Source organism: Methylomonas sp. MS20, from assembly GCF_050275925.1.
In the GTDB taxonomy this organism is placed as follows: domain Bacteria; phylum Pseudomonadota; class Gammaproteobacteria; order Methylococcales; family Methylomonadaceae; genus Methylomonas; species Methylomonas koyamae_A.
In genome coordinates this window covers 3,011,945-3,037,017 of sequence record NZ_CP189962.1, presented here as the reverse complement: position 1 = coordinate 3,037,017, position 25,073 = coordinate 3,011,945, and the positions used below count along the sequence as shown (strand labels likewise).

Sequence of the window (25,073 nt, the reverse complement as noted above, 5' to 3'; positions counted from 1 at the left end):
AAGGTGTAGGCCAAACAAACCTTCAAGCTTGTTTGCCGAACCCAACATATCCTCAGCGTCTTAAGATACTGGCGCGGATCGATTGCGTGTATGCGTCGGCGCAGCCGTTTTTCTGCGCCTTATCGAGTATTTCCAATGCCCCTTCGTGATCCCCCGCTTCGAACCGCGCCTTGGCTTCATCACTGTAGAACGCGGCGTTTTTGCTGCCGGCATCGATGTATTGCATCCGCAACGCGGCGGCTTGCTCGGGGTCGGTTTGTTGCAGCGCATTGGCGCGGACAGCTTGCGTGTACTCGTTGGCGCAACCGTTTTTCTGCGCCTTATCGAGTATAACCAATGCCCCTGGGGCATTGCCGGCATCCAACCGCGCCTTGGCTTCATCGGCGTAGAACGCGGCGTCTTTGCTGCCGGCGTTAATTTTCGCCATCCGCAACGCGGCGGCTTGCTCGGGGTCGGTTTGTTGCAGCGCATTGGCGCGGATCGATTGCGTGTAATCGTTGGCGCAACCGTTTTTCTGCGCCAGGTCGAGTATTTCCAACGCCCCTGCGGCATCCCCCGCTGCCAACCGCGCCTTGGCTTCATCGGCGTAGAACGCGGCGTGTTTGCTGCCGGCATTGATGTATTGCATACGCAACGCGGCGGCTTTTTGCATATCGCCTACCAGCTTGAGGCAGTCAGCTTGTATGGAACGCACATGGTCATCAAAAACTTTAGGATGTTCTTGCTCTAAACTGTCCAAACGGTTTAGAAAAGCTTCCGCGCCGTCGCGGCCGCGCGTCGATAAAGCTCTCCCCAGATTCGCCCAATAGGGCGGAAAGCTAGAATCCAGGCGGCAGGCATTTTCGAAGCACACCAATGCTTTATCGCTGCTCCAGCCTTCTTCCTTAGCCCAGCATTCGCCCAAAAAGCGCTGGACTTTATGGTCGTCCGGATTCAAGTGGGCCGCATATTCCAAGGCAGCTCGCAACTGCGCAATCGGCGCATGTGTTTTATGAAGATGGTTGTATAACTGCTCTATGCGCTGCTGCGCCCACGCTTTATTACCGGTTAGCAATTCCACTGAGATGTGTTGGATGCGCTCGTTATCGCCTGCCGCGATCAGGTGATGGAAGGCTTCCAACGCGCGGGAGATATTAAGCTGAGTCATGCGCTTGCTGCTGCCCAATTGCTTTAACCAGCACTGGGCAATTGCCGAATGCAAGGAACGCGTCTGCTCTATTTGAGCTTGCCCGGTGGTTGCCGCGAAATCGCCGCCGTCTTCTTCACTTTGCACCGTGTAGCCCAACTGGCGCGAGCGTAACCAACCGGCAATAAAACTGTGCAAATAATATTCGGTATGTGCGGCGTTGCTTGACAACAGGCAACGGCGATCCAGGCCTTCCCATGCATTCGTTGCATTTAGCCGGTGTTCCAAAATATCCACATGGTCATGGGGAATCGCGCTCCGGTACAAGGCAAAAGCTTGTAACAATTGGCGTTCCGCCTCATTTAATACATTGCGGTAAAGGTCGCCTAGCAATCGGTTCTCGATACCTTCATCGAAATATTCGCGGTGACGCTCTAACACTTGCAACGGCGTTTCGTTTTGTCCTACAGCCACCTCGATCAGCAGTTGCGTCGCCAACGGATGCGCCTGGTCACCATGGCCGCCGCCTAACCATTGATAAATCTTCTTAAGTTCATCGCCGCTGTATGCCCATGCGCTTGCGTCCTGCTCCGGAGCGGCCGCGCTTAGCCATTCCTTAAGGCTGTTTTTATCCAAGCCCGGCACTTCACATTCATTGGCGATACCGCCCAGCACACCTTGCGGCGGTCGTTCGCGCAATTCGAACAACCAATGCCATTGGTCGCCCAAGGCCTTGCTCAGCCCCATTAACAATAAACGTAATTTCGAATCGCGGAATCCTTGCGTATCCAACAAATGATGGGCGTTTTCTATCCATATCCAAGCGGGACGGGGATTGGGGTAACGCTGCTTAATTGCGGCGGCAATGGCGGCGATGCTGTCGCCTTGCGGCGCTGTGGGAAATTCGGCGGTTTCGCCTAGTAATGTGGCAATCTGGCGAAATAGCTCGTCTGCGGTTGTATAAGGTGAAACCGAAAAACGGTGCGGCTCTTTCGATTTCAACAAAGGCTCCTGCCCCAAAGTTTCGATGAATTTCGATTTGCCGTTGCCGCGCAAGCCGTATACCAACAGGAACGGCAGTTGATTAAGCTTGGTTAGCGAGTTCTTGATTAGCTGGTCTCGGCCATAAAGCTTGAACTCCCGTTTAACGGGTAGTGGTACCGGTGGTGGGGTTTGCGTTTCCTGTTCCGTTAATGGAGGCGCCGCAATGGTTAAATCGTCAGCCATGGGCGCTGACGCTTGCATGGCTTTGATGCCGTCGGGGATATCGAAAAGCCATTGGCCGCGTGGCGCATGTTTTCCAATCGTAGCGACTTTCCAGTCGCTATCGCCTTGTTTGTGTTCGTGTAAATCCGCCACGCCTTTGCGTGTAGCTAAATCGATGCTAACCAAGTTAATGCCGAACTCTTCGCTATGCTCCGCGCCTACCGCACCGGCGGCGATAGTGACGTGGTTTTGGCCGGGTTCAAGCCATTGGTTATGGCTATGGCCATGCAACCAGAAATGAAAGCCCTTGGAAATACGTGATGTGGCAATGTCGCGGTCGGCCTGATTCAGCCAATCGACAGGATGATGGATTAAGCCGATGCGTATATCGGCGTTTTTTATTGCCGTTTGCGCGGCATTGAATTGCCATTCGGCGGCCAGCCACACGGTGCGGTCATCTTCAGGTCCGGCGCAAGTCCAGGCCGAATTGAATCCGGCAATGCCGACGCTTAAGCCGTCAATGTCAACGATTCGGGCGTAACAATGCCGTCCATCGGCATCGGCTTGGAAGGGCAGATAATTATTGATGAATTGGCTGTATTCATCGAGCCGTTTTATGGCATCTTTAAACTCGGTTGAACGATCTTCAAAGCGTTGATTAATGGTACCGATACGTTGCGTTGTCTCTTCCTTGGCCCAACGCGTCAATGTTTCTTGAGCATCCGAGTTGACGCTGTCTCGATTGACGTCATGATTGCCCGGTACGACAAACAAACGTTCTTTCGGGAATGGCTTGCCATCTTGACCGCATACCTTGAGCAGTTCGTCGAAAAACGTCTGGGCATCTTCATATTGCTCGGCCAACGGCGAGCAGCCGGTTTCGCCGAAAGCAATGTCGCCGGTACAGAAAATCAGATCCGGACGCGGTATTTGTTCGTCCGCAAACATTCTCCCAAGGTATTCGATCAAGCCGTCCTGGGCGACACTATCGCGCCATTTGGTCTTTGGATGAAAATGAATGTCTGAGAGATGAAGCCAAGTCAGTTTGTTCTTCATAAAATTCAGTGCAAAAAATAAGTCTGAAAGAACTATTTATTCTAACGAAAATGTTGCTTTGACAAACTTATAAGTTACATTGATAAACAAATGGAGCCGATGCTAAACAATCCTGTCTATCATTTTCTCGTTCCCAAGCTCCAGCTTGGGAATGCTATCTCGGAAGCTCTGGTTTCCTATCCATATCCAGACTGGAAACTGGAGCTTCCAAGGTCGGGGCTCCCAAACCGGAGCTTGGAAACCAGCGTCACATAGTTCCGCGCTTCAATCAAACCCCACATCTTGATTGGCGAAAAGGCTAGAGCCCCTGAGCCGCCGGTGCTAACCTGCCGCCGTCATGGTTTGCAGGAGTTTTTACGATGAACGATATTCGGGACCCGGTTTATGCGCGGCTGCTCAAGGCGGCGCTGGACTGTTTTCTTGCCGACGAATACCACAAGGTTACCACCCGAGCGATTGCCGACAAGGCGGGCGTCAATATCTCGATGATTCGCTATTACTTCGACAATAAGGAAGGCCTCTACGAAGAAATGATCCGCGAGACGCTCAAGCCTCTCTTGGACATGCTTGACAGCGATACGCTAACCCAGGCCGGCGGTTTCGCCGAATATCTGCGCTTGTATTACGACACCATGCGCAAGCATCCCGAATTTCCCAAGCTTATTCTCAAGGTGCTGGCCCTCAACCACGGGCCGGGCCGGCGCTTCATCCTGCAATTGTTGGAACGCGGACGCAGCGGCGGTGCAAGGCGGCTGGAACAGCTCAAGACAGCCGGGCAGGTCGATCGGGCGATCAATCCCGACGTGGCGCGGATGGCTTTCGTCAGCCTTGCGATGATGCCGATGCTGCTGAAAGACATTTTCGAGGAACAGATGGGCGGGCAGATGGACGAAGCCTTCCTCGACGAACTCGCCGCTTTCAACGGCAAGCTGTTGGCGGCGGGCATGGTCGCCTCCCAAGCAGGAGCGTGACATGACATTGCAAAAGAACGCCGGCGCGGTGCGCCGCTTCGCCAAACTCGCCCGATTCGGCGCCTGGCTACAAAACCTGCCCAACAAACTCGTGCCGGCGCCGTTCCGCCTGATCCAGATCGGCTCGGCCTTTTGGCAATCGCGGGCGCTGTATGTCGCCGCGCGGCTGGACATTGCCGGCGCACTGGCCGATGGCGCGTTAAGCGCCGAAACCCTGGCCGAACGAGTCGCCGCCGACGCCGATGCACTTTACCGCTTGCTGCGCATGTTGGCGGCGGTGGGGGTGTTCGAGGAAGTCTCGCCGCGTCGTTTCCGCAACAACCAGCTTTCGTCCTGCCTGTGCCCGGATCATCCCCACAGCGTTCGCGCCATGGTGCTGATGCATAACTCGCCGGAAATGAGCCGGCCGTGGTTCGAGCAATTGGAGCAGGGCGTTCGTAGCGGCGGCGTGCCGTTCGAATCGGCGCACGGGCAGGCGTTTTACTCGTATATGGACGGCAACCCCGAATTCGATAAGCTGTTCGCGCAAGCGATGGATAGTGTGGAAGCCTTGGCCGGCGACAGCTTTGTTACCGATTTCGAATGGTCGCGCTTCGAGCGCATCGTCGACGTCGGCGGCTCCAAGGGGGCAAAATCGCTCGCCATCCTTAAACATTATCCGCAGCTCAAGGCGCTGGTGGCCGACCGCGAACAGGTCATCCAAGGCGCCGCGCAGTTCTGGCAGCAAAAAGGCGAGGGCGCCGCACTGCAACGCATGCGCTTCGTAGCCTGCGACCTGCTGCAATCCGTGCCCACGGCGCAAAGCGGCAAGGACATTTACCTGCTGAGCGCCGTGCTGCATGGCTTCGATGATGCCACTTGCATCGCCGCTTTATCCAACGTGGCGAGCGCCGCCGCAGACTGTGACGCGACGATCGCCGTGATGGAAATGCTGATGCCGGACAGCCGCGCCGACATCGCCACGGCCGCGTTCGACATGCAGATGTTCGTCAACACGCGCGGTCGGGAACGGACGCTGGGCGAATGGCGGCGGCTGTTCGATGCTAGCGGGCTGGCGTTGCTGGAGGTGGTGGGCTTAAGGACCTTTGGAAACATCCTCGTGTTGCGTACCGTTCAACGACGTTCGTCGCCATGACGCGGCAATTAACCGGCGATAGCTTGCGCGATAGGCCTTGGCAAGTTTGTAATTGACGCTGCTGTTAGTGATTTTAAGCAAGCATTGGTTTAGCCAATTTTGCTTCGGCGAATAGTTCAGTCTTCAGTCAATTTCAAAGCATGTCATAGAATTTCGCTTATCCGGCTGACTCCACTGACAATTTGCTCCGGCCTGAACGCCGAGAAACCCAAAACCAAACCGCTGGGCGGCTTACGTTCGATGCCGTAAAACGATAGCGGCCGTGTTTCAATGCCGCCTTGTTTTAAACGCTCGGTTACCTCGACGTCTTCGAACCCTTCCGGCAGGTATGCGCAGGCATCGAGTCCGGTGGAAATCGGGCAAACGTCGAGCAGGCCTTTCAACTGGTTATCGCAGGCGGTAATAAACGTTTCGGCGCGTTCCTGGTAGATCATCTTCATCCGTCGCAAATGTCTGGCGTAGTGGCCTTCGGCAATAAATTCGCTCAGCACCGCTTGAGCTTCCAGCCCGACATGGCGGCAGGTCAGGCTCATCGCCGACGCAAACGGTGTTTGCAGCCACTTCGGTACCACTGCATAAGCTAAACGGATACTCGGAAACAACAGTTTGCTGAACGTGCCCATATAGATTACCCGGTCAGTGGCATCTAGACTTTTGACCGGTGCCATCGGAGTACCGTGGAAGCGGAATTCGCCGTCGTAATCGTCTTCGAGTATCGTCGTTTGATGGCGTTCCGCCCACTTTAGCAGCGCGATTCGGCGTTCGAGGCTTAGTGCTGGGCCAATTGGAGATTGGTGGGCGGAAGTCACGTAGGCCAGTTTGGCGTGTGCGGCGTTTTGAATTGCCGCTTCGATATCCATCCCGTTCGAATCAATCGGTACGGCATGCACCCGTGCGCCGACGGCCGCAAACAAGGTTTTCGCGCCGGGATAGCCGGGGTCCTCCATCCATACCGTATCGCCGGGATCGAGCAGCAAGCGTGCGCACAAATCCAGGGTTTGCTGGGCGCTGTGGGTGATGATCACTTGCTCCGGTGTGCAGCTAATGCGCTGCGTATATCGTAAATGTTCTGCAATCGAAGCGCGTAACGGATGATAGCCGGTCGGATCGGCGTAACCCATTCTGCGCGGACGCAAGGCATTCGCACGTTTGGAGGCGATACGGTTCCAGATGTTCAACGGAAAGTGCTCGAAATCCGGTTGATTGGGTTTGAAAGGAACGGGAGCGGATTCGGCGGCACCGTAAAAAAAAGGGCTGTCCGCCAGTACTTGACCCAGTTGCGATAGCCTGCCTTTTGCCGAAACCGCGGCGCGGTCTTGTGGGGCGGGTGCACTATCCAAACTATCCGGCAGTTTGGCTGAGACAAACGTACCTTTGCCGGTACGGGATGCAATATAGCCTTCCGCCAATAATTGTTCATAGCCCAAAACCACCATGCTGCGGGAAACCCCGTAGTGTTTGGCAAAATCGCGGGTAGTGGGCAGTCTGACGTTAGGTTTCAAACGGCCACTCAAAATAGCCAAGCGAATCTCGCTGTAAATCCAGTCTTTGATCGAGCATTGCACCGGTTTCGCTGCAATGGAAAGTTCAATCTGTTCCGCTAATCTCACGATTCTATTTCGATAAATTGGTCTGGTTATTTTTTCACTTATTGGTATTTCTATTAAACCATTCGATTGGCGAGAATAGCACCAATTTCACGTGACCGACAGTATTAGGAGTAGCTCATGACCCAACGCTTCAGCTATCAAACCAGCGGCTATCAGGCCATGTACGGTTTGCATCAATACGTACAGGGCTGTGGGCTCGATCACGGCTTGCTCGAACTGATACGGCTGCGCATCTCGCAAATCAACGGCTGCGCGTATTGCATCAATATGCATGCGCCATTGGCGCAACAGAACGGCATATCCATAACCAAGGTCCATCTGGTGGCGGCCTGGAAGGAAGCCAATGTGTTTACCGAACGCGAATTAGCGGCTTTGGCTTGGGCGGAAGCCGTCACGGCGTTAAGGGACGCTGAGGTACCGGAATCCGTCTATCAGCTGGCTAAAGCGCAATTCAGTGACCATGAATTATCCGACCTGACGCTTGCGGTAGCCGAAATGAACGCCTGGAACCGGTTGATGATTGCATCGAGAACGCCGCCGGAAATCGAGTAAGCGGAGCTCGATGATACAATCTATAGACGAGATTATTGAAAACGATGACATCGTGGCGGTTTACCCACTGATGAGCATACTTCGTCCCCATTTGCCGGATGCGGTGGCATTTGTGGCCCAAGTGCAGCGGCAAGCTCAAGCCGGCTATCATTTGGCCGGATTTCGTCGCAACCAGCAATGGCGAGGTCTGATTGGGTTTCGTCTGGGCGAAAACCTGCTGTACGGCACCTATCTTCAAAAGTTTATAACGCTTTAGACGGTTAAGTAATGCTCCAGATGTTTTGATAACAAGCTAATTTGAATTTGAAAGCAAGACTCGGAGTGTTCAAGCACGGTGATTTGGGTAAATTAACGGCGTGAATGAACGAAATCCGGAGCCGACATGCCGAAGCCGATTGAAACCGACGCTTTGCCAACAGAAAACGATCCTCGTTGGCGAGCCGTGCTGGCCCGCGATCCGGCAGCCGACGGTCGCTTTTTCTACTCGGTCAAAACTACCGGTATTTATTGTCGACCGTCTTGTCCCGCACGTACCGCCAAACCTGAAAATGTGCAGTTCTATCTTAGCCGAGAAGAAGCTGAAGCCGCTGGATTCCGCCCCTGTCGGCGTTGTAAACCGGATCAACCTGCCTTGCGCGAACAGCACGCCGATAAAGTGACCGAAATCTGCCGTTTGCTTGAAACAGCCGAAACCGAGCTTAGCCTTACCGAGTTGGCGGCTATCGTCGGACTAAGTACCTTTCATTTTCATCGAATTTTTAAGGCCATCACTGGCTTGACACCTAAAGCCTATGCGGCAGCTCAGCGCGGTAACCGGGTTCGGAGTCAACTGGCGAATAGTCAGTCGGTAACCGCCGCCATCCATGATGCCGGTTACAATTCCAGCAGCCGTTTTTACGAGCAATCGCCGCAACTATTGGGTATGACGCCATCCGACTACCGTGCCGGCGGTGCCAATAGCCGGATTCGCTTTGCCTTGGGCGAATGCTCATTGGGTTCTATTCTGGTGGCGGCCAGCGAAATCGGAATTTGTGCCATTGCGTTGGGCGATGATCCTGACTGCCTGGCTCGAGAGTTACAAGACCGTTTCCCTCAGGCTGAACTGATCGGCGGCGACAACGAATTCGAACGATGGGTTGCCAAAGTGGTCGGTTTGGTCGAAGCCCCGGCCATCGGCTTGGATTTACCGCTGGACATGCGAGGTACTGCATTTCAACAACGGGTTTGGCAAGCTTTGCGGCAAATCCCAGTCGGCGAAAAAGTCAGTTACACCGATATTGCTCAACGCATAGGCGCACCGAAGGCAGTACGCGCGGTGGCCGGCGCCTGTGCCGCCAATACTCTGGCGGTCGCAATTCCGTGTCACCGAGTCGTTCGCTCGGACGGCGGCTTATCCGGTTATCGTTGGGGGGTGGAGCGCAAAGCCGAGTTGTTGCGGCGGGAGAGTCAATCATGAATGCCGGCGTATTGTGTTGCACATTGCCGCTACCTACGAATTACCGATTACAGGATATTTTGTCTTTCCATGCTCGTGATGCCTTGGCGGTTGCCGAAACCGTCCAAGCTAACCAATTACGTAAGGGCATCGTGTGGCACGGTTCACCGGCCTGTTTGACGCTCCGTTTTTTACCCATGGCCGCCGAAATAGAACTGAGCATCGACTACTCGCCAGCCACATTGATGCTTGACGAGTTATCCGCTCTGGCAGCTCGAATGCTTGGATTAAATCAGCCCGTTGAGTTGGTCATGCTCCGAGCTTTGCTCGCCGTTCCGGAATTCGAGCGGACTTCAATTTTTATCAGCATAACGGTCTTATTCCGGTCGGCGGTCGGAAAATGAGCCAAAATTCGGTTACCAATAACGAGGCACGCATGTACTTTGCGTTAGCTGGCATGGAGGAAGGTTGATGAAATTCACTGGTTGGGCTGTGGCGATTCTGCTGCTGTTGCCGATTTCGGCGTTAGCGGTTTTCAAACCGGTTCGGGTGCTGATTCCGGAAGCATTCGGCGTCCGTTGCAACGAACAAAACCTGTGCATAGACGATGTTTCTCAGCTTACGGCCGCGGAGTCGCTACTTTCCAACTCGAAAACTTATCTTGCCGCGCAATGGGGCTTGTCTATCGGCGAGCCGAAGATCGTCTTTTGTCGCACCGAGCCATGCCGGTCTGCATTCGGTCTATCGAACCAGGCCGGATTCACCTTGGGCAGTTTCGCCATTGCCATCGCGCCGCGCGGTTGGCAACAACACTACGTGGCGCATGAGCTCATCCATCATTGGCAGGCCGACCACTTCGGCAGCCTGGCACTGCTAACCGGCGAGCCGTGGCTAATCGAAGGCATGGCCTATGCTCTGAGCAACGATCCGCGTATAGAACTGCATCAGCCGTTTGAGTCCTATCGTCAGCGTTTCAATGACTGGTACAGACGCAACGCCGACATACCGCTCAAGGAATCGCTGGGTGGGGTGCTCTGAAAATGGCGTCAAGTAGGGCAATGTCCCCTACCAAAAATTGGGTTGGTGCGATAAGCCGTAGGCCATCATTTTGCCCAACCGTACGGTGCCTCAATCTGTATCGCTACCCGTAATCATGATGAAATACAAAGGCATAATTTTTGATTTCAACGGCGTTTTGCTTTGGGATGCACCGCTGCACGTTCAGGCCTGGCAAGCGACGGCGCTACGCCTTAGAGGCTCACCTTTAAACGACGACGAATTTTCAATCCATGTGCATGGCCGTACCAATCGTCACATTTTGAGCTATCTCTGCGGCAGAAACTTTCAAGAAGCAGAGCTGCTTGAGCTGATACAAATCAAGGAGTCAATGTATCGGGATTTATGTTTAAAAAATCCCGAGACGTTTGTTTTGTCTCCCGGTGCCGAAGCGCTGCTTGACTTGGTTTCTAGCAAAGGTATACCCCGTACCATCGCGACAGCCTCCGAAAAAACCAATCTGGATTTTTTCATCCAACACCTCGGTCTGGATAAGTGGTTCGATCTGCCACGGATTGTCTTCGACGACGGGGCTCTTCCCGGTAAACCCGCGCCGGATATGTACGCCAAGGCGGCAACCAATATTGGTTTGCCGCCGTACGATTGCATCGTTGTCGAGGACGCTATTTCCGGTTTCCAATCCGCCCATGCCGCCAATATCGGCCATATCGTCGGTCTTGGTCCGCTTGAAACGCATAACAAGCTTCTTGCCTGTCAGGGCGTCTCGACCGTGATCGAGAGTTTTGAGCAATTTCCGCGCGAGTTGTTAGCCAATGCATGACCTGATAACCGTGACCGGTTAGATCGGAATTCAGACCAAATGACCGGAGTCGGCCAGCTATGGCGTATCGAAGCGTAGGCAATGCGGTAGATGAATAATATTTGTGTCATCTTCGATTTGGACGGCACATTGGTGGACAGCGAAGGACTGTGCAATCAAGCCTTTCTCGACCTGCTTCCGCAGTTGGATGATCGGCTGGAAACCTTGATCGAGCGCTATCGCGGCCAAAAACTAAGTTCGATTCTGATTGACCTTGAACACCGTCTTGGCCTAAAGCTGCCGGATTCGTTTGAACAGCGCTATCGCCAGCGGGTTGCAGCACTCTTCGCGTGTGATTTGAAGCCCATGCCGGGCGTTTTGGAAATGCTCGCAACCCTGAATTCGCCGAAATGCATTGCCTCCAGCGGGCCGCTTGCGAAAATCCGTCAAGCCTTGGCAGTCAGCGGTCTTGCTGCCTATTTTGGTGACAATCTATTCAGTTCCTATGAGATCGGTTCGTGGAAACCCGATCCAGGGCTATTCCAATATGCCGCCAGTGCAATGGGCTTTGAGCCGAGCCGGTGCGTGGTGATTGAAGATAGCGAAGTGGGGGTAACGGCTGCGGTAGCCGCAGGCATGACGCCGCTGCATTTTATACGAACCGGCGTGGCCGATTCGTATCGGACCTCGGGCAATACGGTATTCGATGATATGTCCCAGCTGCCGCAACTGCTCAAGCGGTTTACTAATATGGCGGCATTCAATCGTTAGCCATTCAGGCCTCACCGGCAACCGCCAAAATCAGTGAAAATTTCGCCCGAATGCAAGACCGCAGGAAAAAAAGCATGACGGCAAAAGAACGTCAACAATTTTGGGTAGCCAACGGCCGCCGAAGTCAGCATATTGGCCGAGCGCACCGGCTCATCCAGTACCGAGATTAGGCAGATGATGGAGAAAATTCGGCGAGTCTCCCAAGCGGCCGTCACCGCGATGAAAACGGCGTGAAAGGGGGTGGATTCCGACGTGGCCTGTCGAAAAACGCCGGCGATTCGGTGCGGAACATCGTGGAATCTCAAAGCCACGTCGCGATGTCCGTCGACAGCATCAACATGGCGCTGAAGGAACAAGCCAGCGCGACCAGGGAAATGGCCGGTCGCGTCGAATCGGTATCGCATGGCGCGCAAGCCTTGCCGGTTACCGTGGAGCGAACCGAGACGAATGCCAGGGAATTGGTGTCGAAAGCGCAATCGCTGGACAAATTGGCGGCCAAATTTAAACTGTAAATCCCGCCCGTCGCCGGCATTGGCCGGGGCGTTGGCGGCTTAGTCTTCGTGCCGCTTCATCGTCGCTCCCGCCGGCTTAAAGGTGTGCAAATCGACCGTGGTTTCCGCCGCCTGGCTGGCGCAGCCCCAATTCAGCGGCTGGTCTTGGGTGAAGCGCTTGCCCAGTTGCCAGGCGATTTCGGCGCGGGCCAGTTCCACACCCAAATAAAAGGCATGGCCGCCGTCGGCTTCGACGCCGAGCTTCGGATACAGCTCGAACGGGTCCAGCGCGGTGTGCAGGCCGTCGCGGTTGAACACGTGCAAACCCTCGCTGCTGACTTGAATCCGGTAGCTCGGGTCCTTGATTTGCCCGGCCAGCGTCTCGATTTCCTCGCGGCTGTTCAGAAACGGCGCGGTGTCGTGCACGGTCAGCAAGTCGGGGGCAATGTGCTTGGGCAGCGTGTTGTGCTGCTTGGCGGCATACATGATGCGCCGCGCCCGGTCGGCCTCGCGAATCGCCCGGCAGGCGTGCTTGCTGACTTCGGTGGCCAGGATGTGGCCGATGTTCAGTTCCGAGCAAATGCCCAGCAACAGCGCATTGATGCCGGAAGTATCGGCGTGGGTCAGTTCGGTCAAATTGCCGACGCCCATCATCATCTCCACCTCGGGATAGCGTTGGCGGAAGGCGTGATTGCGAACCACGGATTCGGTAAAGCCGAAATGGATCGGGTCCAGAATCGGATCGACGATGAAGGCGCGGCCCTTGGCTAGCAGCGTTTCGATGGCCTTGTCCAACGTGCTCAGGTCGCCGTGGGTTTGCGGAATCAAAATCGGCGTGGCCGCCACCTCGTCGGCGATCCACAAACTGCGCTCGGTCAAACTCAGCATGTAATCGGCGCCGGCCCCGGCGCCGGCCAGCAAATCGGCGTCTTCCAGCGAATCGATGCTGACCGTGTAGCCGGCCTGCTTCAAGGCCTGGATGGTCTCGCGCAAATGCGGGAACGGCGTGCCGGGCAGGCAGCCGATGTCGATTACGTCGGCGCCGTTGGCGACGTAGTAGGCGGCGCGTTGCAAGATCGCCTCGATACCGATGTTCGGCGCATCGACGATCTCCGCGAAGATCTTGGTGCGGTAGTTGCTCAAATCGTAGTGGTGGGCGGCCATGCCGAAATGTTGCGGCAAATCCTTGATTTCCTCCGGGCCGCGCTCGACCGGCACGCCGAAGTGTTGGCTCAGCACCGCCAAGTCGCCCCGGCACCGGCCGGGCAGTATCACCCGGTCGGCGCCCAGCGCGTCCGGCAGGCGGCGGATAATCATGTCCACGGTAATCAGCGCGGCCACCGTCACGCCCATCACGTGTACCTTGTACTGAAATTCCGGCTGCATCGCTTCCAGTACTTGGCGGACTTGCTTTTCCGCCAATTTGCCGGTGATGAACAGAATTTTTTCGCTCATAGCGCCGCCAGTCTGGCCTTGACCGCGACGATCAATTGCTCCACGTCGTCGACGACCTGGGTGTAGGGAAAGCGGCGTAGGCGGTCGGTAGCTTCCAAATCGATGGGCCTGGGATAGACCATGAATTTCTTGTGGCCGGGCGCGGTGGTTTCGATTTCCGGTGCGGTATCGCAGGGATAGATAATGCTCGGAATCCGGCACTTGCCGGCCTGGGCGTACAAATTGGTCGCCAGCGAATCGGCGATGCCGAGCACGCATTTGGCGACCGTATTGGACGTGGTCGGCGCCATTACGAAGGTGTGGTAATCGCCCTTGTAAAACAGGCCGACCGGCGGCGCCGAGGCGGCCTTGTCGCGGTACACCGGCATTTGGGCGCGGATGTCGTCGAGTTTGATGCCGTACATTTTCAGCACTTCCTCGCCGGCCTGGCTCAAATACAGATCGACATGATCCAGCGTCAAAATAAACTCCAGGCATTCTTCTATGTAATGTCCGGAACCGGTAATGGCCCAGGCGAGACGCGGCGTAGTCATGGTTAAGGTATCGGTGGCGGGGCGCTTATTATACTGGAAGCGGCCGGCTTTGCCGTTTGAGAGGGGCTTCGGCTCCGCTCAGCCGACGGATGGTCCGCGCGGGGCCGACTCGTATGCTCATCAGCCGGAGGATAACTTGCGCGGGGCGGATGGTTCGTGCCGCTTGGGGACGTTAGCAAGCGTCAAACTTAACGGCATCGCCCGACCGATTTAGGCATAATGTTCATCGGCCTTAACGGTTTAATCTCTATCAACGAAAGGAAGGGTGAGCCATGGTGGAATACTCGCGCGCGGAGCCGGCGCGGCAGGCGCATGTCATGACGTTTACCAGCGGTAAGGGCGGCGTGGGCAAGACGTGTTTGACCGCCAACATCGCGGCGGCGATGGCGTCGCGCGGCGCCAAGGTCTGCATATTCGATGCCGATACCGGACTTGCCAACATCAATATTCTGTTGGGCCTACGTCCCGAGTTTACGCTGGAACACGTGCTGCGCGGCGAAAAAACCATCAACGAGGTGGTCGTGACGACCGCCGGCGGCATCGCCGTGGTGCCGGGGGCGTCCGGCATCGCCGCCTGCGCGAATCTCGGCGCCGGCGAAGCGCGCAGGCTGTTGGACGCCTTGACGGCCCTGGAAAGCCGGTACGACTACATTCTGATCGATTCCGCCGCCGGCGTCGCCGAACCTGTCTTGCAATTCGTCGAGGCCGCCCCAACGGCGTTTTTGGTGATCACCGCCGAGCCGACCTCGCTGACCGATGCCTTTTCCCTGCTGAAACTGTTGAACGCCAGGCATTACCCCGGCCAGTTGAAAGTGATCGTCAATCAAGCCGCCGACTACGCCGCCGCGATGGAAACCTATCGACGGTTCGCCGCCGTGGTCGAAAAATACCTGAGCTTGCGCGCGGACTATGGCGGCTACGTCGCGCGCGACGAAAACCTGCCGCGTTCGGTGACGCTGCAATCGCCCATTGTCGAACTCATCAGCCAGTCGCCGGCCAGTCGCTGTCTGACCGCGCTGGCCGACAACATCGTCAAATGCATCGGCGGCGAGTCGCCGCAAACCGGATTAAGCGATTATTGGCGCGGGGCCTTGATGGAAAGCCAGGTCCCGGCGGATGCGATCGGATTTGCTGTGCCCGCCGAACCCGCCAACTCCAAGCTTGGCGATCGCGAACAGGCCGAAGCGGCCTTATTGCGCGGCATCGCCGAATTCGTCGAGCGCCACGGCGAGTTTCCGCAAGCCTTCAAGCAACTGTTTTTTCGCTGGCTGGAAACCGAAAACCACGCCGCTCCCCGCATGATCGAATTAGTAACGACCCTGGAAGCGCTGTACACCGCCCGTTACCGCGAGCCGATGTTCGGCTTGGAAAGCAACGCCGCCCGGCTGGTTGCGCAAACCGGCGGCGCCGAGGATCAATTGCGCGGCCTGATTCGCCAATTGCGCGACGCTTACCGACAGGCGCACGCAAGCGACGTAATCGATCTCGAACAGGAACTATCCGCCACGATAGGCCGCGACGACTTCACCGAGGAACGCTTCGAGGCGTTGGCGATACGCATGCGCGCGGCGTTTCAAGCGCGTTTCAACAAGCCTTACCAAAGTCAAAGCGAGTTGTTGCTGGAATCCACCGCCGAGGCGCTGGCGGCGATGGCTGGTCAAGAACAGGCCTTGCAAACCGAATTCGCCTCGTTGTCCCAGCAAATGCGGCAACTCACCTCGCGGCGCGAAGCATTGTTGACCGCCATCGAGCACGCCCGAGAGCAGCAACTAACCATTGCCCGCCAAAGCCCTATCGACGGCTGATACCAGCCGGTCATCGCCGGCCGAGCGAGTCTGACCGCGGTCGCCGACTCGTATCGCAGCCGGTCGGACCGCCCGAGGGCTTGAAATCGGCGCTGTGCGGGCAGTATTCAGTTCGGGCCGAGCTCGCCGAAGTTCACTGATGCACCCTTCGACAAGCGCTCATGAAACAGCTTTTTATGCTTACAACAATCAACTGCTTACAACAGGGCAAACAAACTAAAAATCGCGTCAAACAGCGACTGTTTCACGGTAACGCCATGCGCCCGAAGGGGGCTTACTTTGCGCAGGGCGAACGGTATTTAAGCGCCAGGTGAATCATCCGAAAACCGATGGACGCGCATCGGTCTTGGAATCGCGTGTTTCCAGCGTTCCGTGACGTGCTTCCACGCTTCCGTGTCGTGTTTCCAGCGTTCCGTGACGTGCTTCCAGAGTTCCGTGACGTGTTTCCAGACTTCCGTGTCGTGTTTCCGCTCTGGAAACGCATGCTTCAGCCGTTCCGTGAAACCCGAATCGCTGCAAGCCACGCCGGCCGAGGCTTGCAGCGCTTTGCCCCCTCCGTTGGAAACGCGCGCCGGAAAGGTTCGGGGGCGCTATCCCATTGCTAGGGGACTTTACCGCGCGATTTCGGTAGCCGCATCGCGGATTTTGGACGTTGGGGCTTTCATAGCCTGGCTGGCATTAGGACATGTCGAATAACGATCAACCGTTTCGGTCGGTGTTGGCCTGGGAGTTTGAAATCGCCCCGATTAATTCGGTTGACCCAAACCTTAGTCGGGAGCTTATTCGGTGTTAGCGGGGTTTTAGCCGCCGGCTTTCCGGCGCTAATTGCGCCAGTTAAGCCGGCCGCGCGCTAAAGGCCATCGATGCCGGCAAATAGGCTGCGCGAGATGGCGGATTGCAGTTTATTGCGGTCTGCCGGCTAAACTGATTCAATGGCCGCGCTTTGATCGCAATCGGGCAAGCAAGCGGTTATGGGTGATATACGGAAGAGAAAATTCACAGCGAATCAACGAGGTGGTCCGTCGAAGATTATTTTCGGTAGATATACGGAACCATCTAATTACTAGTTAGGCTTTCAAAACAGATGCGAAAAACAATTGTCATTTTCGGATTGCTTGGTCCTGTAATAGGTAGCTTCGTTTTTGTCAGCACTAATGCGTTACTGAGCGCCGAATTTCATAATCTGTCGATTCAAGAAATAGGAATCAAATTAGGATTTGGCACATTAGTTACGCTGTTTTTTAGCATTTGGGGAATCCCTTTTGCAATGCTACTTGGAGCGGTTCCAGCCTGGGTTTCTGGTTATGCTTATTGGGTTATTTCACGTTACCTAAAACTGACGAATCTATCAGCCATCAAACGTTTCTTGGTAGGTAGCACTGTTGGTCTAATAGTTACAACAATTTCATTTGTGATCTTTCATGGTACGAGCGAAAGTTTTTCTTATGTCTGGTCATTCTTTGTTTGGCCAGGCTTTATCGCAGGAGGTGTTTGTGGGATCTTGGTTAAAACTAACGATTTCGTCTAACCAGTGGGTCAAATTGACCGGCAAAAGCTACGCGGTTATCACCGCTTCGCTTTTACCGTCAAGTTACCCTTATAGTTATGTGTAAGGTAATGAATGGTGCCAGAGTTAGTCTGTAAACAAGTACATTTCTATTCAGAGGGTGACGAAATTACATTCTTTGAATGGTTAAAAAAAATTTCAGCCATAGAAAATATCAAAGGCGTAGGCGATGAAATCAGGCTCAGCATTCCCAGTTTTGATGTGGATGATGAATCGTTAAGAGAGTTAATAGCTTTGTTCACCAGATATAAAGTAGAACTTGGTCAATTGAGTCAATTCCGAAACAAGTCAAACGAATGTTGGTTTTATCAAAATAAGAAGGCATTCTGGCGAAAAGGGGTCTTTGGTGAACAATAAACACATAACGAGGCGCTCCACCCGACCAAAAACCGCGATGCGGTTTTTGGTCGGGTGAGCTTGGCGTTAGGCGTCGCTAGCTGGCGGTTCATCCAGCATTTAACAAAGAAACACAAAACCCATGTTCAAAGGCATCTTGATTGAAAAAGACGAAGCAGGCTACCGCGCCTCTCTGACCGACCTCGACGAAGCAGGATTGCCCGAGGGCGATGTGACGGTGCGGGTGAGCCATTCGACACTCAACTACAAGGATGCGCTGGCCATCACAGGCAAGGGGCCGGTGGTACGCAAGTTTCCGATGGTGCCCGGCATTGATCTGGCCGGGACGGTGGAGCACTCGACTCATCCCGATTACAAAACCGGCGAGGCGGTGATTCTGAATGGCTGGGGAGTAGGCGAAACGCACTGGGGCGGCCTCGCGCAGAAGGCGCGCATGAACGGCAACTGGCTCGTGCCGCTGCCGGAACAGTTCACGCCGCAACAGGCGATGGCCATCGGCACCGCAGGTTACACCGCGATGCTTTGCGTGCTGACGCTGGAGCGGTACGGCGTCACCCCCGCGCACGGAGAGATTCTCGTGACCGGTGCGGCCGGCGGCGTGGGGAGCATAGCCATGGCGATTCTGAGTCGGCTTGGCTTCAATGTCGTCGCCGTGAGTGGCAGACCATCGGAAGCGGATTACCTCAAGAGCTTGGGCGCGGTGGAGGTGCTGGACCGGGCGATGTTCGCGGCACCCGGCAAACCCCTGGGCAAGGAGCGATGGGCCGGTGCGGTGGATGTTGTGGGCAGCCACACGCTCGCGAACGTCTGCGCGACCACCAAATACCGAGGCGTCGTCACGGCCTGTGGGCTGGCGGGCGGCATGGATTTTCCTGCCACCGTCGCGCCATTCATCCTGCGTGGCGTGACGCTGGCAGGCATAGACAGCGTGATGTGTCCCCGGCGTGAGCGACTGGAAGCGTGGCGACGCTTAGGGAGCGATCTCGATATCTCGAAGCTGACCGCGATCAGCAAAGAAGTCGGCCTGAGCGAAGTGATGCCCCTCGCTGGGCAGCTTCTCAATGGTGAGGTTCGGGGACGTGTGGTCGTGGACGTAAACGGCTAGCCACAATGACTGCTACGCCTAACGAATAAGGTTAGCCCGCGTAGGGCGCAATAACCAACGGGCATTGCGCCGCATTTGATACACAGAATTGATAATAAAGAAATGGATTACCGTCGAATTTGGCATCCTGGTGGAACCTATTTCTTTACTATCAACTTATTACAAAGGAAAGACAACGATTTGTTGATTCGCCATGTTCAAACGCTACGAGAATTGGTCAAGACGGTGAAAGCAAACCATCCGTTTGAAATTCACGGTTGGGTCGTTTTACCCGAACATATGCACTGCGTTATAGAATTACCGGCAAACGATTCGGATTATGCTACACGGCTAAGTTTAACAAAAATTGGATTTTCAAAAGCCTTGCCGAAAATCGAGCGAAGATCGGCGGTGAGAATAAAGAGAGCGAACGCGGGATATGGCTGCGGTGCTATTGGGAACGCCTGATACGGGATGAAGCCGATTTTCAGGCTCATCTAATTATATTCACTTCAATCCGGTGAAACATGGCTGGGTAAAACAAGTTAAAGATTGGCCCTATTCAACCTTTCACCGCTGGGTGAAACGGGGCGTTTATCCATTAAATTGGGCAGGTACCGACGGCGATTTATATGAGTTCCAATAATAAAATTAATACGGTGCAATGCCCGTTGGTTATTGCGCCTTACGGCCTTAAAAATGTCTTTGCGCGATTGAAACATTTCAGAGCCATCGCGACGCGATATGACAAATTGAAACGCAATTTTGAAAGCCTCGTCGCTTTGGCCTGGGCTTTTATTTGGTTACCCATATAAAACGGCAACAGCCCCTATACGAAATGCCTAAAATGGAATTAAATATGCCTGTCTGTCTCATCAAAATTCAGGGCAGGTTCGGGCTTTACGCCTTTGTTGCGATGAATTGCCTAATAACAGCCTGTGCCGGCCCTAGGCAAACATACGCATTCCGATCACCTCAACAGTTTCATCGGAGCTACGATGAAACCTGGGAAAAACTCAAACAACTTCCTGTTCCTAGTTCCAAGGATGTGAAGGTACGCGTTGATAAAGATCAGACGGAAGGCGCGATCTTTGTTTCTAACTATGTCGATGACTCTAAGGTTGCGGACTGCGGCTTCGCATTGAGAAATCGGTCGCTGGATTTAGGCGAGGTGGTTGTCAGGGTGAAAAAGTTAAATTCCGGCTCGGAAGTCAGCGTGGAGACTGCTTTTGGCATTACAAAACAGGCCGCCTATGATGTTAATGCCAGCCCGGCAACGCTAATGCCCAACGCCTATGGCGGTTACACCGTTAGTCCGGCTACTTCCGGCGGGCATGTTAATGCGACGTATCATTACTGTCGATCAACGGGAGCTATTGAAGCGATGATTCTGAATTCATTAAAAGAGCCTATGTAGGGTAACCGTAAGGATTCGTGCGCAATTGAGCCCGCGTAGGGCGCAATGCCCGTTGGTTATTGCGCCCTACGGCCTTGCAGCTTATTGCGGTCTGCCGGCTAAACTGATTCAATGGCCGCGCTTTGATTGCAATCGGGCAAGCAAGCGCCTATAGGCGATATACGGAAGAGAACGTTTTCGGGGATCAATGAGTTGGTGCGTCGAAGATTATTTTTGGTAGATATACTGAAACTACTTAATTACAAGTTAGACTGCGCTATACCTACGACATAATCTATGACAAAACCAATAATTTTCTTCGATGAATCGCATAATACGGGAGCGCATTTATTAGATGCTAATCAACCGATCTTTACACTTGCCTCTGTAGATTACAATTCAGATGAATGCTCAGAGCTTTTGCTCTTGGTTTTATCGCATCAAGCTTCCGAAGGTAAATTTAGCAGTCTCCAGGGCAGTGAAGCAGGCCGTAGAAAAATATTAGACTTCATTAGATCGCCAATACACTCTGAAAAACGCGTGAAAACCATGATTGTGCATAAGCATTTCAATGTAGTCACTCAACTTGTTGACATCATAGAAGCAACGCTTATGCGTTGGGATGGAATCGATATTTATAAAAATAGCGGTAATATTGTGTTAGCGAATTTGCATTGGTATTCAGCGCCGCATTTTTTCGGAGAACAGAAATTCAATGACTTTCTGACCAATTTTGTTGAAATGGTCAGAAATCAATCCAGCGAATCCAAAAGGAAATTTTTCGATGTTGCTAATGTGCTATACCATAACTGCACAGATGGAAAATATAAATCCATGCTTGCTCCTTACATTTATGCGGAGCGTTTTATAGATGATATTCTCAATGGCATTGACAATAAATATCATATTGATCCCGCGATATTTTCATTCTTTTGTCATCTAACCGAATGGGGAAAACAGTTAGATGAAGCACCAATCGTTATCTATGATGAATCAAAACCAATTAAAGCGTCGCAACCCATATTTATGAAAATGATGGATAGTTCGATCCCACCTAAGGAAGTGGGGTATGGTCAGAGGAAATTTATGGTCCCTTTAAATATTAAGGAATTGCATTCTGGAAATTCGAAACAATATGCTGCTCTTCAAGTTGCCGATCTAATGGCAGGGGCAACACGATATTATTATTCGGCATTCTTTCGTAATACAAATGATCAATTTGCGGATAAACTTAAAGATGCCGGAATTGAACGCTTCCTATTTGGAGCTATTGCGCCGCAGGATTTGGAACACTTGACATCAGATGATTTGATAACTAGCGATAATGATATAAATCCAGCTGATTACATGACGAAATTCTGTTCATAAAATCCAAGCCTTAAAGTCCCGTCCAAGGAGTTGTCATGAACGACGAACCCGTTACTACACCACCCGCTGAGCTTCTCCCTGTGCAGATTGAGAGATTAGATAGTCGCTTGAAGCAAATCGAGAAGATCGCCGAAACAGTTGAGTCAATTGCAGAGAATGGCTTTGAAGCTGCCACGAAGTATCTTGAAAGCAAAGCTGAGAAAGAGCGCAAGGAAGCAGAAGCCGCAGACGCGCAGCACCAAAGAGAAATCGAGTTTCAAGACAAGTTGCATAAGCGGTCAGTTGCTGTGCTGTCGCTCATTGTTTTTGCTGTATTCACGCTTGTAGTTATTGCCATGATCATGGGGCAGTTTGAGCTGGTGAAAATCATTCTGGGCTCGACCTTAGCTGTTGCAGGCGGTGCTGGTATCGCTGGCATCTTCAAGGGGAATAGCAAATAGCAAGTTTAAACGTAATCGAGGTCTCCAACCCCTCAATTCCGTTAACGCTACGTCAACGCTGTTGTCGGTTGGCGGATTCCGTCGCGGCGGCGTAACATGGGCCGTTGTTTCCGTTACAAAATTACCGATGACCGAGATTCCACCGCTTACGACGCCGGACCTTGAAGAACTGGAGGTGCTGCGCGCCATTGTCGAAGGGACCGCCCACCAGGCCGGCGGCGAGTTTTTCCGGTCTTTGGTGCGCAATTTGAGCCGGGCCACCGGCGTGGCTGGCGCGTTTGTCGCGGAATTTTTACCGGACCGGCGGCGGGTGCGGGCTTTGGCGTTCTGGCAAGACGCCGCTTGGTTGGACGATGTCGAGTGGGACTTGCCCGGCACGCCGTGCGAGGACGTGTTGAGCGGCCGCTTGTGCCATTATCCGTCCGGCGTGTCGCAGCGCTTTCCGGCCGAGCCGGACGTGGAAAGTTATTTGGGCGTGCCTTTGCGCGACCAGACCTCCGGCGACATTCTCGGCCATCTGGCGGTGTTCGATGGTCGGGCCATGCCCGAGCAACCCAGGCTGCTGTACACCTTTCAAATTTTCGCGGCCCGTGCCGCCGCCGAATTGAGTAGGTTACGCGCGGCCGAGCAGCTAATGCAAAGCGAACAGCGCTTTCGCGATTTGTTCGACGAGGCACCGATCGCCTACGTGCACGAAGACCTGCAATCGCGTTTTTTGCGCGCCAACCGCACCGCGCTGCGGATACTCGGCGTGCCGGCGGCGTTGGTGCCGGGTTTCGTCGGCCGTTCTCTGGTACCGGCCTTGCCCGAGGCTCAGCGCCGGGTTGAAGAAGCATTCGCCGGGATAGGTCGGGGCGGCGATAGCGCTGGTGTGGTGTTGGAACTGCGCCGCTACGACGACGGCCGGCCGATCTGGATTCAATGGTGGTCGCGGCCGGACGGCGGCGGCTTGTTTACTCGAACTATGTTCGTCGATATTACCGAGCAAGTGCTGATGGAACGGCGCCAGGCCAAATTGCAGGCGCAAAACCGTTACTTGCAGGACGAGATCAAGGCCGACCACGATTTCGATCTGATCGTCGGCGACAGCCCGCCGCTGCGGGCCTTGCTGCAACAAGTACGCAAGGTGGCGGCGACCGACGCGTCGGTGCTGATTCAAGGCGAATCCGGCACCGGCAAGGAATTGATCGCCCGCGCGATCCATTCGGCCAGTCCGCGCCGCGAGCAACCGTTGATTAAGGTCAATTGCGCGGCCTTGCCGGCCGGGCTGATCGAAAGCGAATTGTTCGGCCACGAAAAGGGCGCCTTTACCGGCGCCTTGCACAAGCGGGTCGGCCGCTTCGAGTTGGCCGACGGCGGCAGCTTGTTTCTCGACGAAATCGGCGAAATCTCGGCCGAAACGCAGGTCAAGCTGCTGCGGGTACTGCAGGAACGCGAGTTCGAGCGGGTCGGCGGCCAGAAGCCGATCAAGGTCGACGTGCGGATTATCGCGGCGACCAACCGCGATTTGCGCCGGGAAGTTGCCGAAAAGCGGTTTCGGGAAGATTTGTTTTACCGGCTGAACGTGTTTCCGCTGCAAACTCCGCCGTTGCGCGAGCGCGCTAGCGACATTCCAGCCCTGGCGACCTTCATGGCCGGCAAGTTCGCCGCCAAGTTGGGCAGGCGCATAGACGGCATCCAACCGCCCGCGTTGCAGCGCTTGCTGGCCTACCCGTGGCCCGGCAATATCCGCGAGCTGGAGAACGTCATCGAGCGGGCAACGATTCTAGCCGACGGGCCTTGGTTGGACATCGCGCCGGAGTTGCTGCCGCAAGTGTCGAGCGAACCGCTCGGCGCGCCGGCGACCTTGAGCGAAGTGACCCGCGAACACATCGTCGCCACGTTGGAGCAAACCGGCTGGGTGGTCGAAGGCCCCAACGGCGCCGCCGCCAAGTTGGACATGAAGCCCAGCACTTTGCGCTACCGGATGAAGAAACTGGGGATTGCCCAATGAACTTTCGCCGGTCTGGCGGGTTGAAATAGGGTTCGGCGCCGACGCGCGCCGCTTTTGCACAGTACGACAGGAATCATGAAACCAGCCAAATTAACGTTTTTCGCTATCGCCGCTTCGGCCGTCGCTCGGTTAGCGGGACCGGCCCAAGCCGAATTGACTACTCACCCGTTCGATCAAGCGCCGATCACTCAAGTCCAGCCGGCCGATGCTGCCGAACCGGCCGAGACGCCCGCCACCGATGCCGTACCGGCACCGGTAGCGCCAACCGAGCCGACGCCGAGCCCAAACCCGCCGGCCTTCAGCTTTACCGATCAGTTCGGCAAGCAGAAATACAGTACCTGCAGCATGACCTACCATTTATCCGGCTTCTCGCTGGGCTACAAGCAATACGACGGCCTGGGCGAAGTGACCTGCCGCAACGGCCAGAAGGCGCAAGTGGTGCTATCGTCGAAAAGCATCGGCTTTACGATTGGTAAGTCCGATATCGAAGGCGAAGGCCATTTCACGGACGTCAAGGACATCGGTGAAATCTACGGTAACTACATTTCGTTGGGCAACCATTTCGGTTTTATCAATTCGATAGACCGGCAAATTCTGACTCGCGGCGAAATTTCGTTGGCACTGATCGGCAAGGGGCGCGGCTTCGACATCGGTGTTACGATCGGCGATTTGACGATTCGCCGGCGTTGATCCTCGGTCTTCGAGCCCTTGCGGCTCGGCGAGGCCTTCCCAGCATTGGCGGTTGTTTCAGGCCGCTCCGACGCATTTCCGGTCGGCGACGTTTACATTCCGGCAAGTTGTACCAAACTAACGGTCATGAAAAGATTTTCGTCGCGGAAAATGGATAGCTGGGCGTAGGAACGGCTTCAGCCGCGATCGAAAGCGCCCAGACATTAAAAAAGCGTG

Annotated in this window: 23 protein-coding genes and 2 pseudogenes; 21 read left to right on the top strand and 4 right to left on the bottom strand. The window is 54.7% G+C overall.

Annotation, left to right across the window (positions count from 1 at the left end):
* Window positions 1-52: 52 nt before the first annotated feature.
* Complete coding sequence (locus tag ACQE3D_RS13480; RefSeq protein WP_313730115.1) at window positions 53-3,388, bottom strand: metallophosphoesterase; 3,336 nt, start codon at window positions 3,386-3,388, stop codon at window positions 53-55.
* Window positions 3,389-3,747: 359 nt separating this feature from the next.
* On the opposite strand from ACQE3D_RS13480, the gene ACQE3D_RS13475 reads away from it, so the two are divergent.
* Both ACQE3D_RS13475 and ACQE3D_RS13470 read left to right on the top strand, forming a co-directional pair.
* Window positions 3,748-4,359, top strand: coding sequence for a TetR/AcrR family transcriptional regulator (locus tag ACQE3D_RS13475; protein WP_313730116.1), 612 nt, complete (start codon window positions 3,748-3,750; stop codon window positions 4,357-4,359).
* Between the two features lies 1 nt (window position 4,360).
* Window positions 4,361-5,494, top strand: a complete 1,134-nt coding sequence (locus tag ACQE3D_RS13470; protein WP_427550939.1) for a methyltransferase — start codon at window positions 4,361-4,363, stop codon at window positions 5,492-5,494.
* A 143-nt stretch (window positions 5,495-5,637) separates the two neighbouring features.
* Here the strand turns inward: ACQE3D_RS13470 and ACQE3D_RS13465 are convergent, their stop codons facing one another.
* Complete coding sequence (locus tag ACQE3D_RS13465; RefSeq protein ID WP_313730119.1) at window positions 5,638-7,104, bottom strand: PLP-dependent aminotransferase family protein; 1,467 nt, start codon at window positions 7,102-7,104, stop codon at window positions 5,638-5,640.
* A gap of 117 nt (window positions 7,105-7,221) precedes the next feature.
* On the opposite strand from ACQE3D_RS13465, the gene ACQE3D_RS13460 reads away from it, so the two are divergent.
* From ACQE3D_RS13460 to ACQE3D_RS13425, 8 genes are all read left to right on the top strand, one after another.
* Window positions 7,222-7,656 carry a carboxymuconolactone decarboxylase family protein gene (locus ACQE3D_RS13460; RefSeq protein WP_313730120.1) on the top strand — a complete coding sequence of 145 codons (435 nt, stop codon included), beginning with the start codon at window positions 7,222-7,224 and terminating at the stop codon, window positions 7,654-7,656.
* A gap of 10 nt (window positions 7,657-7,666) precedes the next feature.
* Window positions 7,667-7,912: a hypothetical protein gene (locus ACQE3D_RS13455; protein WP_313730121.1), complete on the top strand. Its 246-nt coding sequence runs from the start codon at window positions 7,667-7,669 to the stop codon at window positions 7,910-7,912.
* A gap of 126 nt (window positions 7,913-8,038) precedes the next feature.
* Window positions 8,039-9,112 (top strand): bifunctional DNA-binding transcriptional regulator/O6-methylguanine-DNA methyltransferase Ada, encoded by a 1,074-nt coding sequence (ada, locus tag ACQE3D_RS13450; protein ID WP_313730122.1) that lies wholly within the window; start codon window positions 8,039-8,041, stop codon window positions 9,110-9,112.
* The gene (locus ACQE3D_RS13445; RefSeq protein WP_313730123.1) at window positions 9,109-9,495 is read left to right on the top strand and encodes a hypothetical protein; all 387 of its coding nucleotides are present in this window, start codon (window positions 9,109-9,111) and stop codon (window positions 9,493-9,495) included. Before ada ends, ACQE3D_RS13445 begins: the two co-directional genes overlap by 4 nt.
* 67 nt (window positions 9,496-9,562) lie before the next feature.
* Window positions 9,563-10,129: a hypothetical protein gene (locus ACQE3D_RS13440; RefSeq protein WP_313730124.1), complete on the top strand. Its 567-nt coding sequence runs from the start codon at window positions 9,563-9,565 to the stop codon at window positions 10,127-10,129.
* A gap of 115 nt (window positions 10,130-10,244) precedes the next feature.
* Window positions 10,245-10,928 carry an HAD family hydrolase gene (locus tag ACQE3D_RS13435; protein WP_313730125.1) on the top strand — a complete coding sequence of 228 codons (684 nt, stop codon included), beginning with the start codon at window positions 10,245-10,247 and terminating at the stop codon, window positions 10,926-10,928.
* A gap of 90 nt (window positions 10,929-11,018) precedes the next feature.
* Complete coding sequence (locus ACQE3D_RS13430) at window positions 11,019-11,678, top strand: HAD-IA family hydrolase (protein WP_313730126.1); 660 nt, start codon at window positions 11,019-11,021, stop codon at window positions 11,676-11,678.
* A 281-nt stretch (window positions 11,679-11,959) separates the two neighbouring features.
* Window positions 11,960-12,190 carry a hypothetical protein gene (locus ACQE3D_RS13425; RefSeq protein WP_313730127.1) on the top strand — a complete coding sequence of 77 codons (231 nt, stop codon included), beginning with the start codon at window positions 11,960-11,962 and terminating at the stop codon, window positions 12,188-12,190.
* Window positions 12,191-12,229: 39 nt separating this feature from the next.
* Here the strand turns inward: ACQE3D_RS13425 and ACQE3D_RS13420 are convergent, their stop codons facing one another.
* Together ACQE3D_RS13420 and ACQE3D_RS13415 are read right to left on the bottom strand one after the other, a co-directional pair.
* Window positions 12,230-13,624 carry a DUF6513 domain-containing protein gene (locus ACQE3D_RS13420; protein WP_313730128.1) on the bottom strand — a complete coding sequence of 465 codons (1,395 nt, stop codon included), beginning with the start codon at window positions 13,622-13,624 and terminating at the stop codon, window positions 12,230-12,232.
* Window positions 13,621-14,157 carry a flavoprotein gene (locus tag ACQE3D_RS13415; protein ID WP_064030220.1) on the bottom strand — a complete coding sequence of 179 codons (537 nt, stop codon included), beginning with the start codon at window positions 14,155-14,157 and terminating at the stop codon, window positions 13,621-13,623. Before ACQE3D_RS13415 ends, ACQE3D_RS13420 begins: the two co-directional genes overlap by 4 nt.
* 317 nt (window positions 14,158-14,474) lie before the next feature.
* Between ACQE3D_RS13415 and ACQE3D_RS13410 the strand changes: the two genes are divergently transcribed.
* From ACQE3D_RS13410 to ACQE3D_RS13360, 11 genes and pseudogenes are all read left to right on the top strand, one after another.
* Window positions 14,475-15,962, top strand: a complete 1,488-nt coding sequence (locus ACQE3D_RS13410) for a MinD/ParA family protein (RefSeq protein WP_313730129.1) — start codon at window positions 14,475-14,477, stop codon at window positions 15,960-15,962.
* A gap of 1,084 nt (window positions 15,963-17,046) precedes the next feature.
* Window positions 17,047-17,490 carry a hypothetical protein gene (locus ACQE3D_RS13405; RefSeq protein ID WP_313730130.1) on the top strand — a complete coding sequence of 148 codons (444 nt, stop codon included), beginning with the start codon at window positions 17,047-17,049 and terminating at the stop codon, window positions 17,488-17,490.
* 96 nt (window positions 17,491-17,586) lie between these two features.
* Window positions 17,587-17,886, top strand: a complete 300-nt coding sequence (locus ACQE3D_RS13400) for a hypothetical protein (RefSeq protein WP_313730131.1) — start codon at window positions 17,587-17,589, stop codon at window positions 17,884-17,886.
* A gap of 121 nt (window positions 17,887-18,007) precedes the next feature.
* Window positions 18,008-18,991 (top strand): MDR family oxidoreductase, encoded by a 984-nt coding sequence (locus ACQE3D_RS13395; protein WP_281020529.1) that lies wholly within the window; start codon window positions 18,008-18,010, stop codon window positions 18,989-18,991.
* Window positions 18,992-19,093: 102 nt separating this feature from the next.
* Window positions 19,094-19,616 (top strand): annotated as a pseudogene (locus ACQE3D_RS13390) (REP-associated tyrosine transposase).
* Between the two features lie 46 nt (window positions 19,617-19,662).
* Window positions 19,663-19,785 (top strand): annotated as a pseudogene (locus ACQE3D_RS13385) (IS5/IS1182 family transposase); the annotation flags it as partial.
* A 32-nt stretch (window positions 19,786-19,817) separates the two neighbouring features.
* Window positions 19,818-20,387 carry a hypothetical protein gene (locus ACQE3D_RS13380; RefSeq protein ID WP_313730133.1) on the top strand — a complete coding sequence of 190 codons (570 nt, stop codon included), beginning with the start codon at window positions 19,818-19,820 and terminating at the stop codon, window positions 20,385-20,387.
* Window positions 20,388-20,663: 276 nt separating this feature from the next.
* A complete protein-coding gene (locus ACQE3D_RS13375) occupies window positions 20,664-21,734 on the top strand; it encodes a DUF3800 domain-containing protein (RefSeq protein ID WP_313730134.1) in 1,071 nt (356 codons plus the stop codon).
* A 35-nt stretch (window positions 21,735-21,769) separates the two neighbouring features.
* The gene (locus tag ACQE3D_RS13370) at window positions 21,770-22,174 is read left to right on the top strand and encodes a hypothetical protein (RefSeq protein WP_071158286.1); all 405 of its coding nucleotides are present in this window, start codon (window positions 21,770-21,772) and stop codon (window positions 22,172-22,174) included.
* 127 nt (window positions 22,175-22,301) lie between these two features.
* On the top strand, window positions 22,302-24,167 hold the full coding sequence (locus ACQE3D_RS13365; RefSeq protein WP_313730135.1) for a sigma-54-dependent Fis family transcriptional regulator: 1,866 nt from the start codon (window positions 22,302-22,304) through the stop codon (window positions 24,165-24,167).
* A 75-nt stretch (window positions 24,168-24,242) separates the two neighbouring features.
* Window positions 24,243-24,857: a hypothetical protein gene (locus tag ACQE3D_RS13360; protein WP_313730136.1), complete on the top strand. Its 615-nt coding sequence runs from the start codon at window positions 24,243-24,245 to the stop codon at window positions 24,855-24,857.
* The last annotated feature ends 216 nt before the right edge of the window (window positions 24,858-25,073 follow it).

Coding starts and splice junctions, on each gene's coding strand:
- ACQE3D_RS13480 (WP_313730115.1), bottom strand. CDS start 3,388: ATGAAGAACAAACTGACTTGGCTTCATCTCTCAGACATTCATTTTCAT.
- ACQE3D_RS13475 (WP_313730116.1), top strand. CDS start 3,748: ATGAACGATATTCGGGACCCGGTTTATGCGCGGCTGCTCAAGGCGGCG.
- ACQE3D_RS13470 (WP_427550939.1), top strand. CDS start 4,361: ATGACATTGCAAAAGAACGCCGGCGCGGTGCGCCGCTTCGCCAAACTC.
- ACQE3D_RS13460 (WP_313730120.1), top strand. CDS start 7,222: ATGACCCAACGCTTCAGCTATCAAACCAGCGGCTATCAGGCCATGTAC.
- ACQE3D_RS13455 (WP_313730121.1), top strand. CDS start 7,667: ATGATACAATCTATAGACGAGATTATTGAAAACGATGACATCGTGGCG.
- ada (WP_313730122.1), top strand. CDS start 8,039: ATGCCGAAGCCGATTGAAACCGACGCTTTGCCAACAGAAAACGATCCT.
- ACQE3D_RS13445 (WP_313730123.1), top strand. CDS start 9,109: ATGAATGCCGGCGTATTGTGTTGCACATTGCCGCTACCTACGAATTAC.
- ACQE3D_RS13440 (WP_313730124.1), top strand. CDS start 9,563: ATGAAATTCACTGGTTGGGCTGTGGCGATTCTGCTGCTGTTGCCGATT.
- ACQE3D_RS13435 (WP_313730125.1), top strand. CDS start 10,245: ATGATGAAATACAAAGGCATAATTTTTGATTTCAACGGCGTTTTGCTT.
- ACQE3D_RS13430 (WP_313730126.1), top strand. CDS start 11,019: ATGAATAATATTTGTGTCATCTTCGATTTGGACGGCACATTGGTGGAC.
- ACQE3D_RS13420 (WP_313730128.1), bottom strand. CDS start 13,624: ATGAGCGAAAAAATTCTGTTCATCACCGGCAAATTGGCGGAAAAGCAA.
- ACQE3D_RS13415 (WP_064030220.1), bottom strand. CDS start 14,157: ATGACTACGCCGCGTCTCGCCTGGGCCATTACCGGTTCCGGACATTAC.
- ACQE3D_RS13410 (WP_313730129.1), top strand. CDS start 14,475: ATGACGTTTACCAGCGGTAAGGGCGGCGTGGGCAAGACGTGTTTGACC.
- ACQE3D_RS13405 (WP_313730130.1), top strand. CDS start 17,047: ATGCGAAAAACAATTGTCATTTTCGGATTGCTTGGTCCTGTAATAGGT.
- ACQE3D_RS13395 (WP_281020529.1), top strand. CDS start 18,008: ATGTTCAAAGGCATCTTGATTGAAAAAGACGAAGCAGGCTACCGCGCC.
- ACQE3D_RS13380 (WP_313730133.1), top strand. CDS start 19,818: ATGGAATTAAATATGCCTGTCTGTCTCATCAAAATTCAGGGCAGGTTC.
- ACQE3D_RS13375 (WP_313730134.1), top strand. CDS start 20,664: ATGACAAAACCAATAATTTTCTTCGATGAATCGCATAATACGGGAGCG.
- ACQE3D_RS13370 (WP_071158286.1), top strand. CDS start 21,770: ATGAACGACGAACCCGTTACTACACCACCCGCTGAGCTTCTCCCTGTG.
- ACQE3D_RS13365 (WP_313730135.1), top strand. CDS start 22,302: ATGACCGAGATTCCACCGCTTACGACGCCGGACCTTGAAGAACTGGAG.
- ACQE3D_RS13360 (WP_313730136.1), top strand. CDS start 24,243: ATGAAACCAGCCAAATTAACGTTTTTCGCTATCGCCGCTTCGGCCGTC.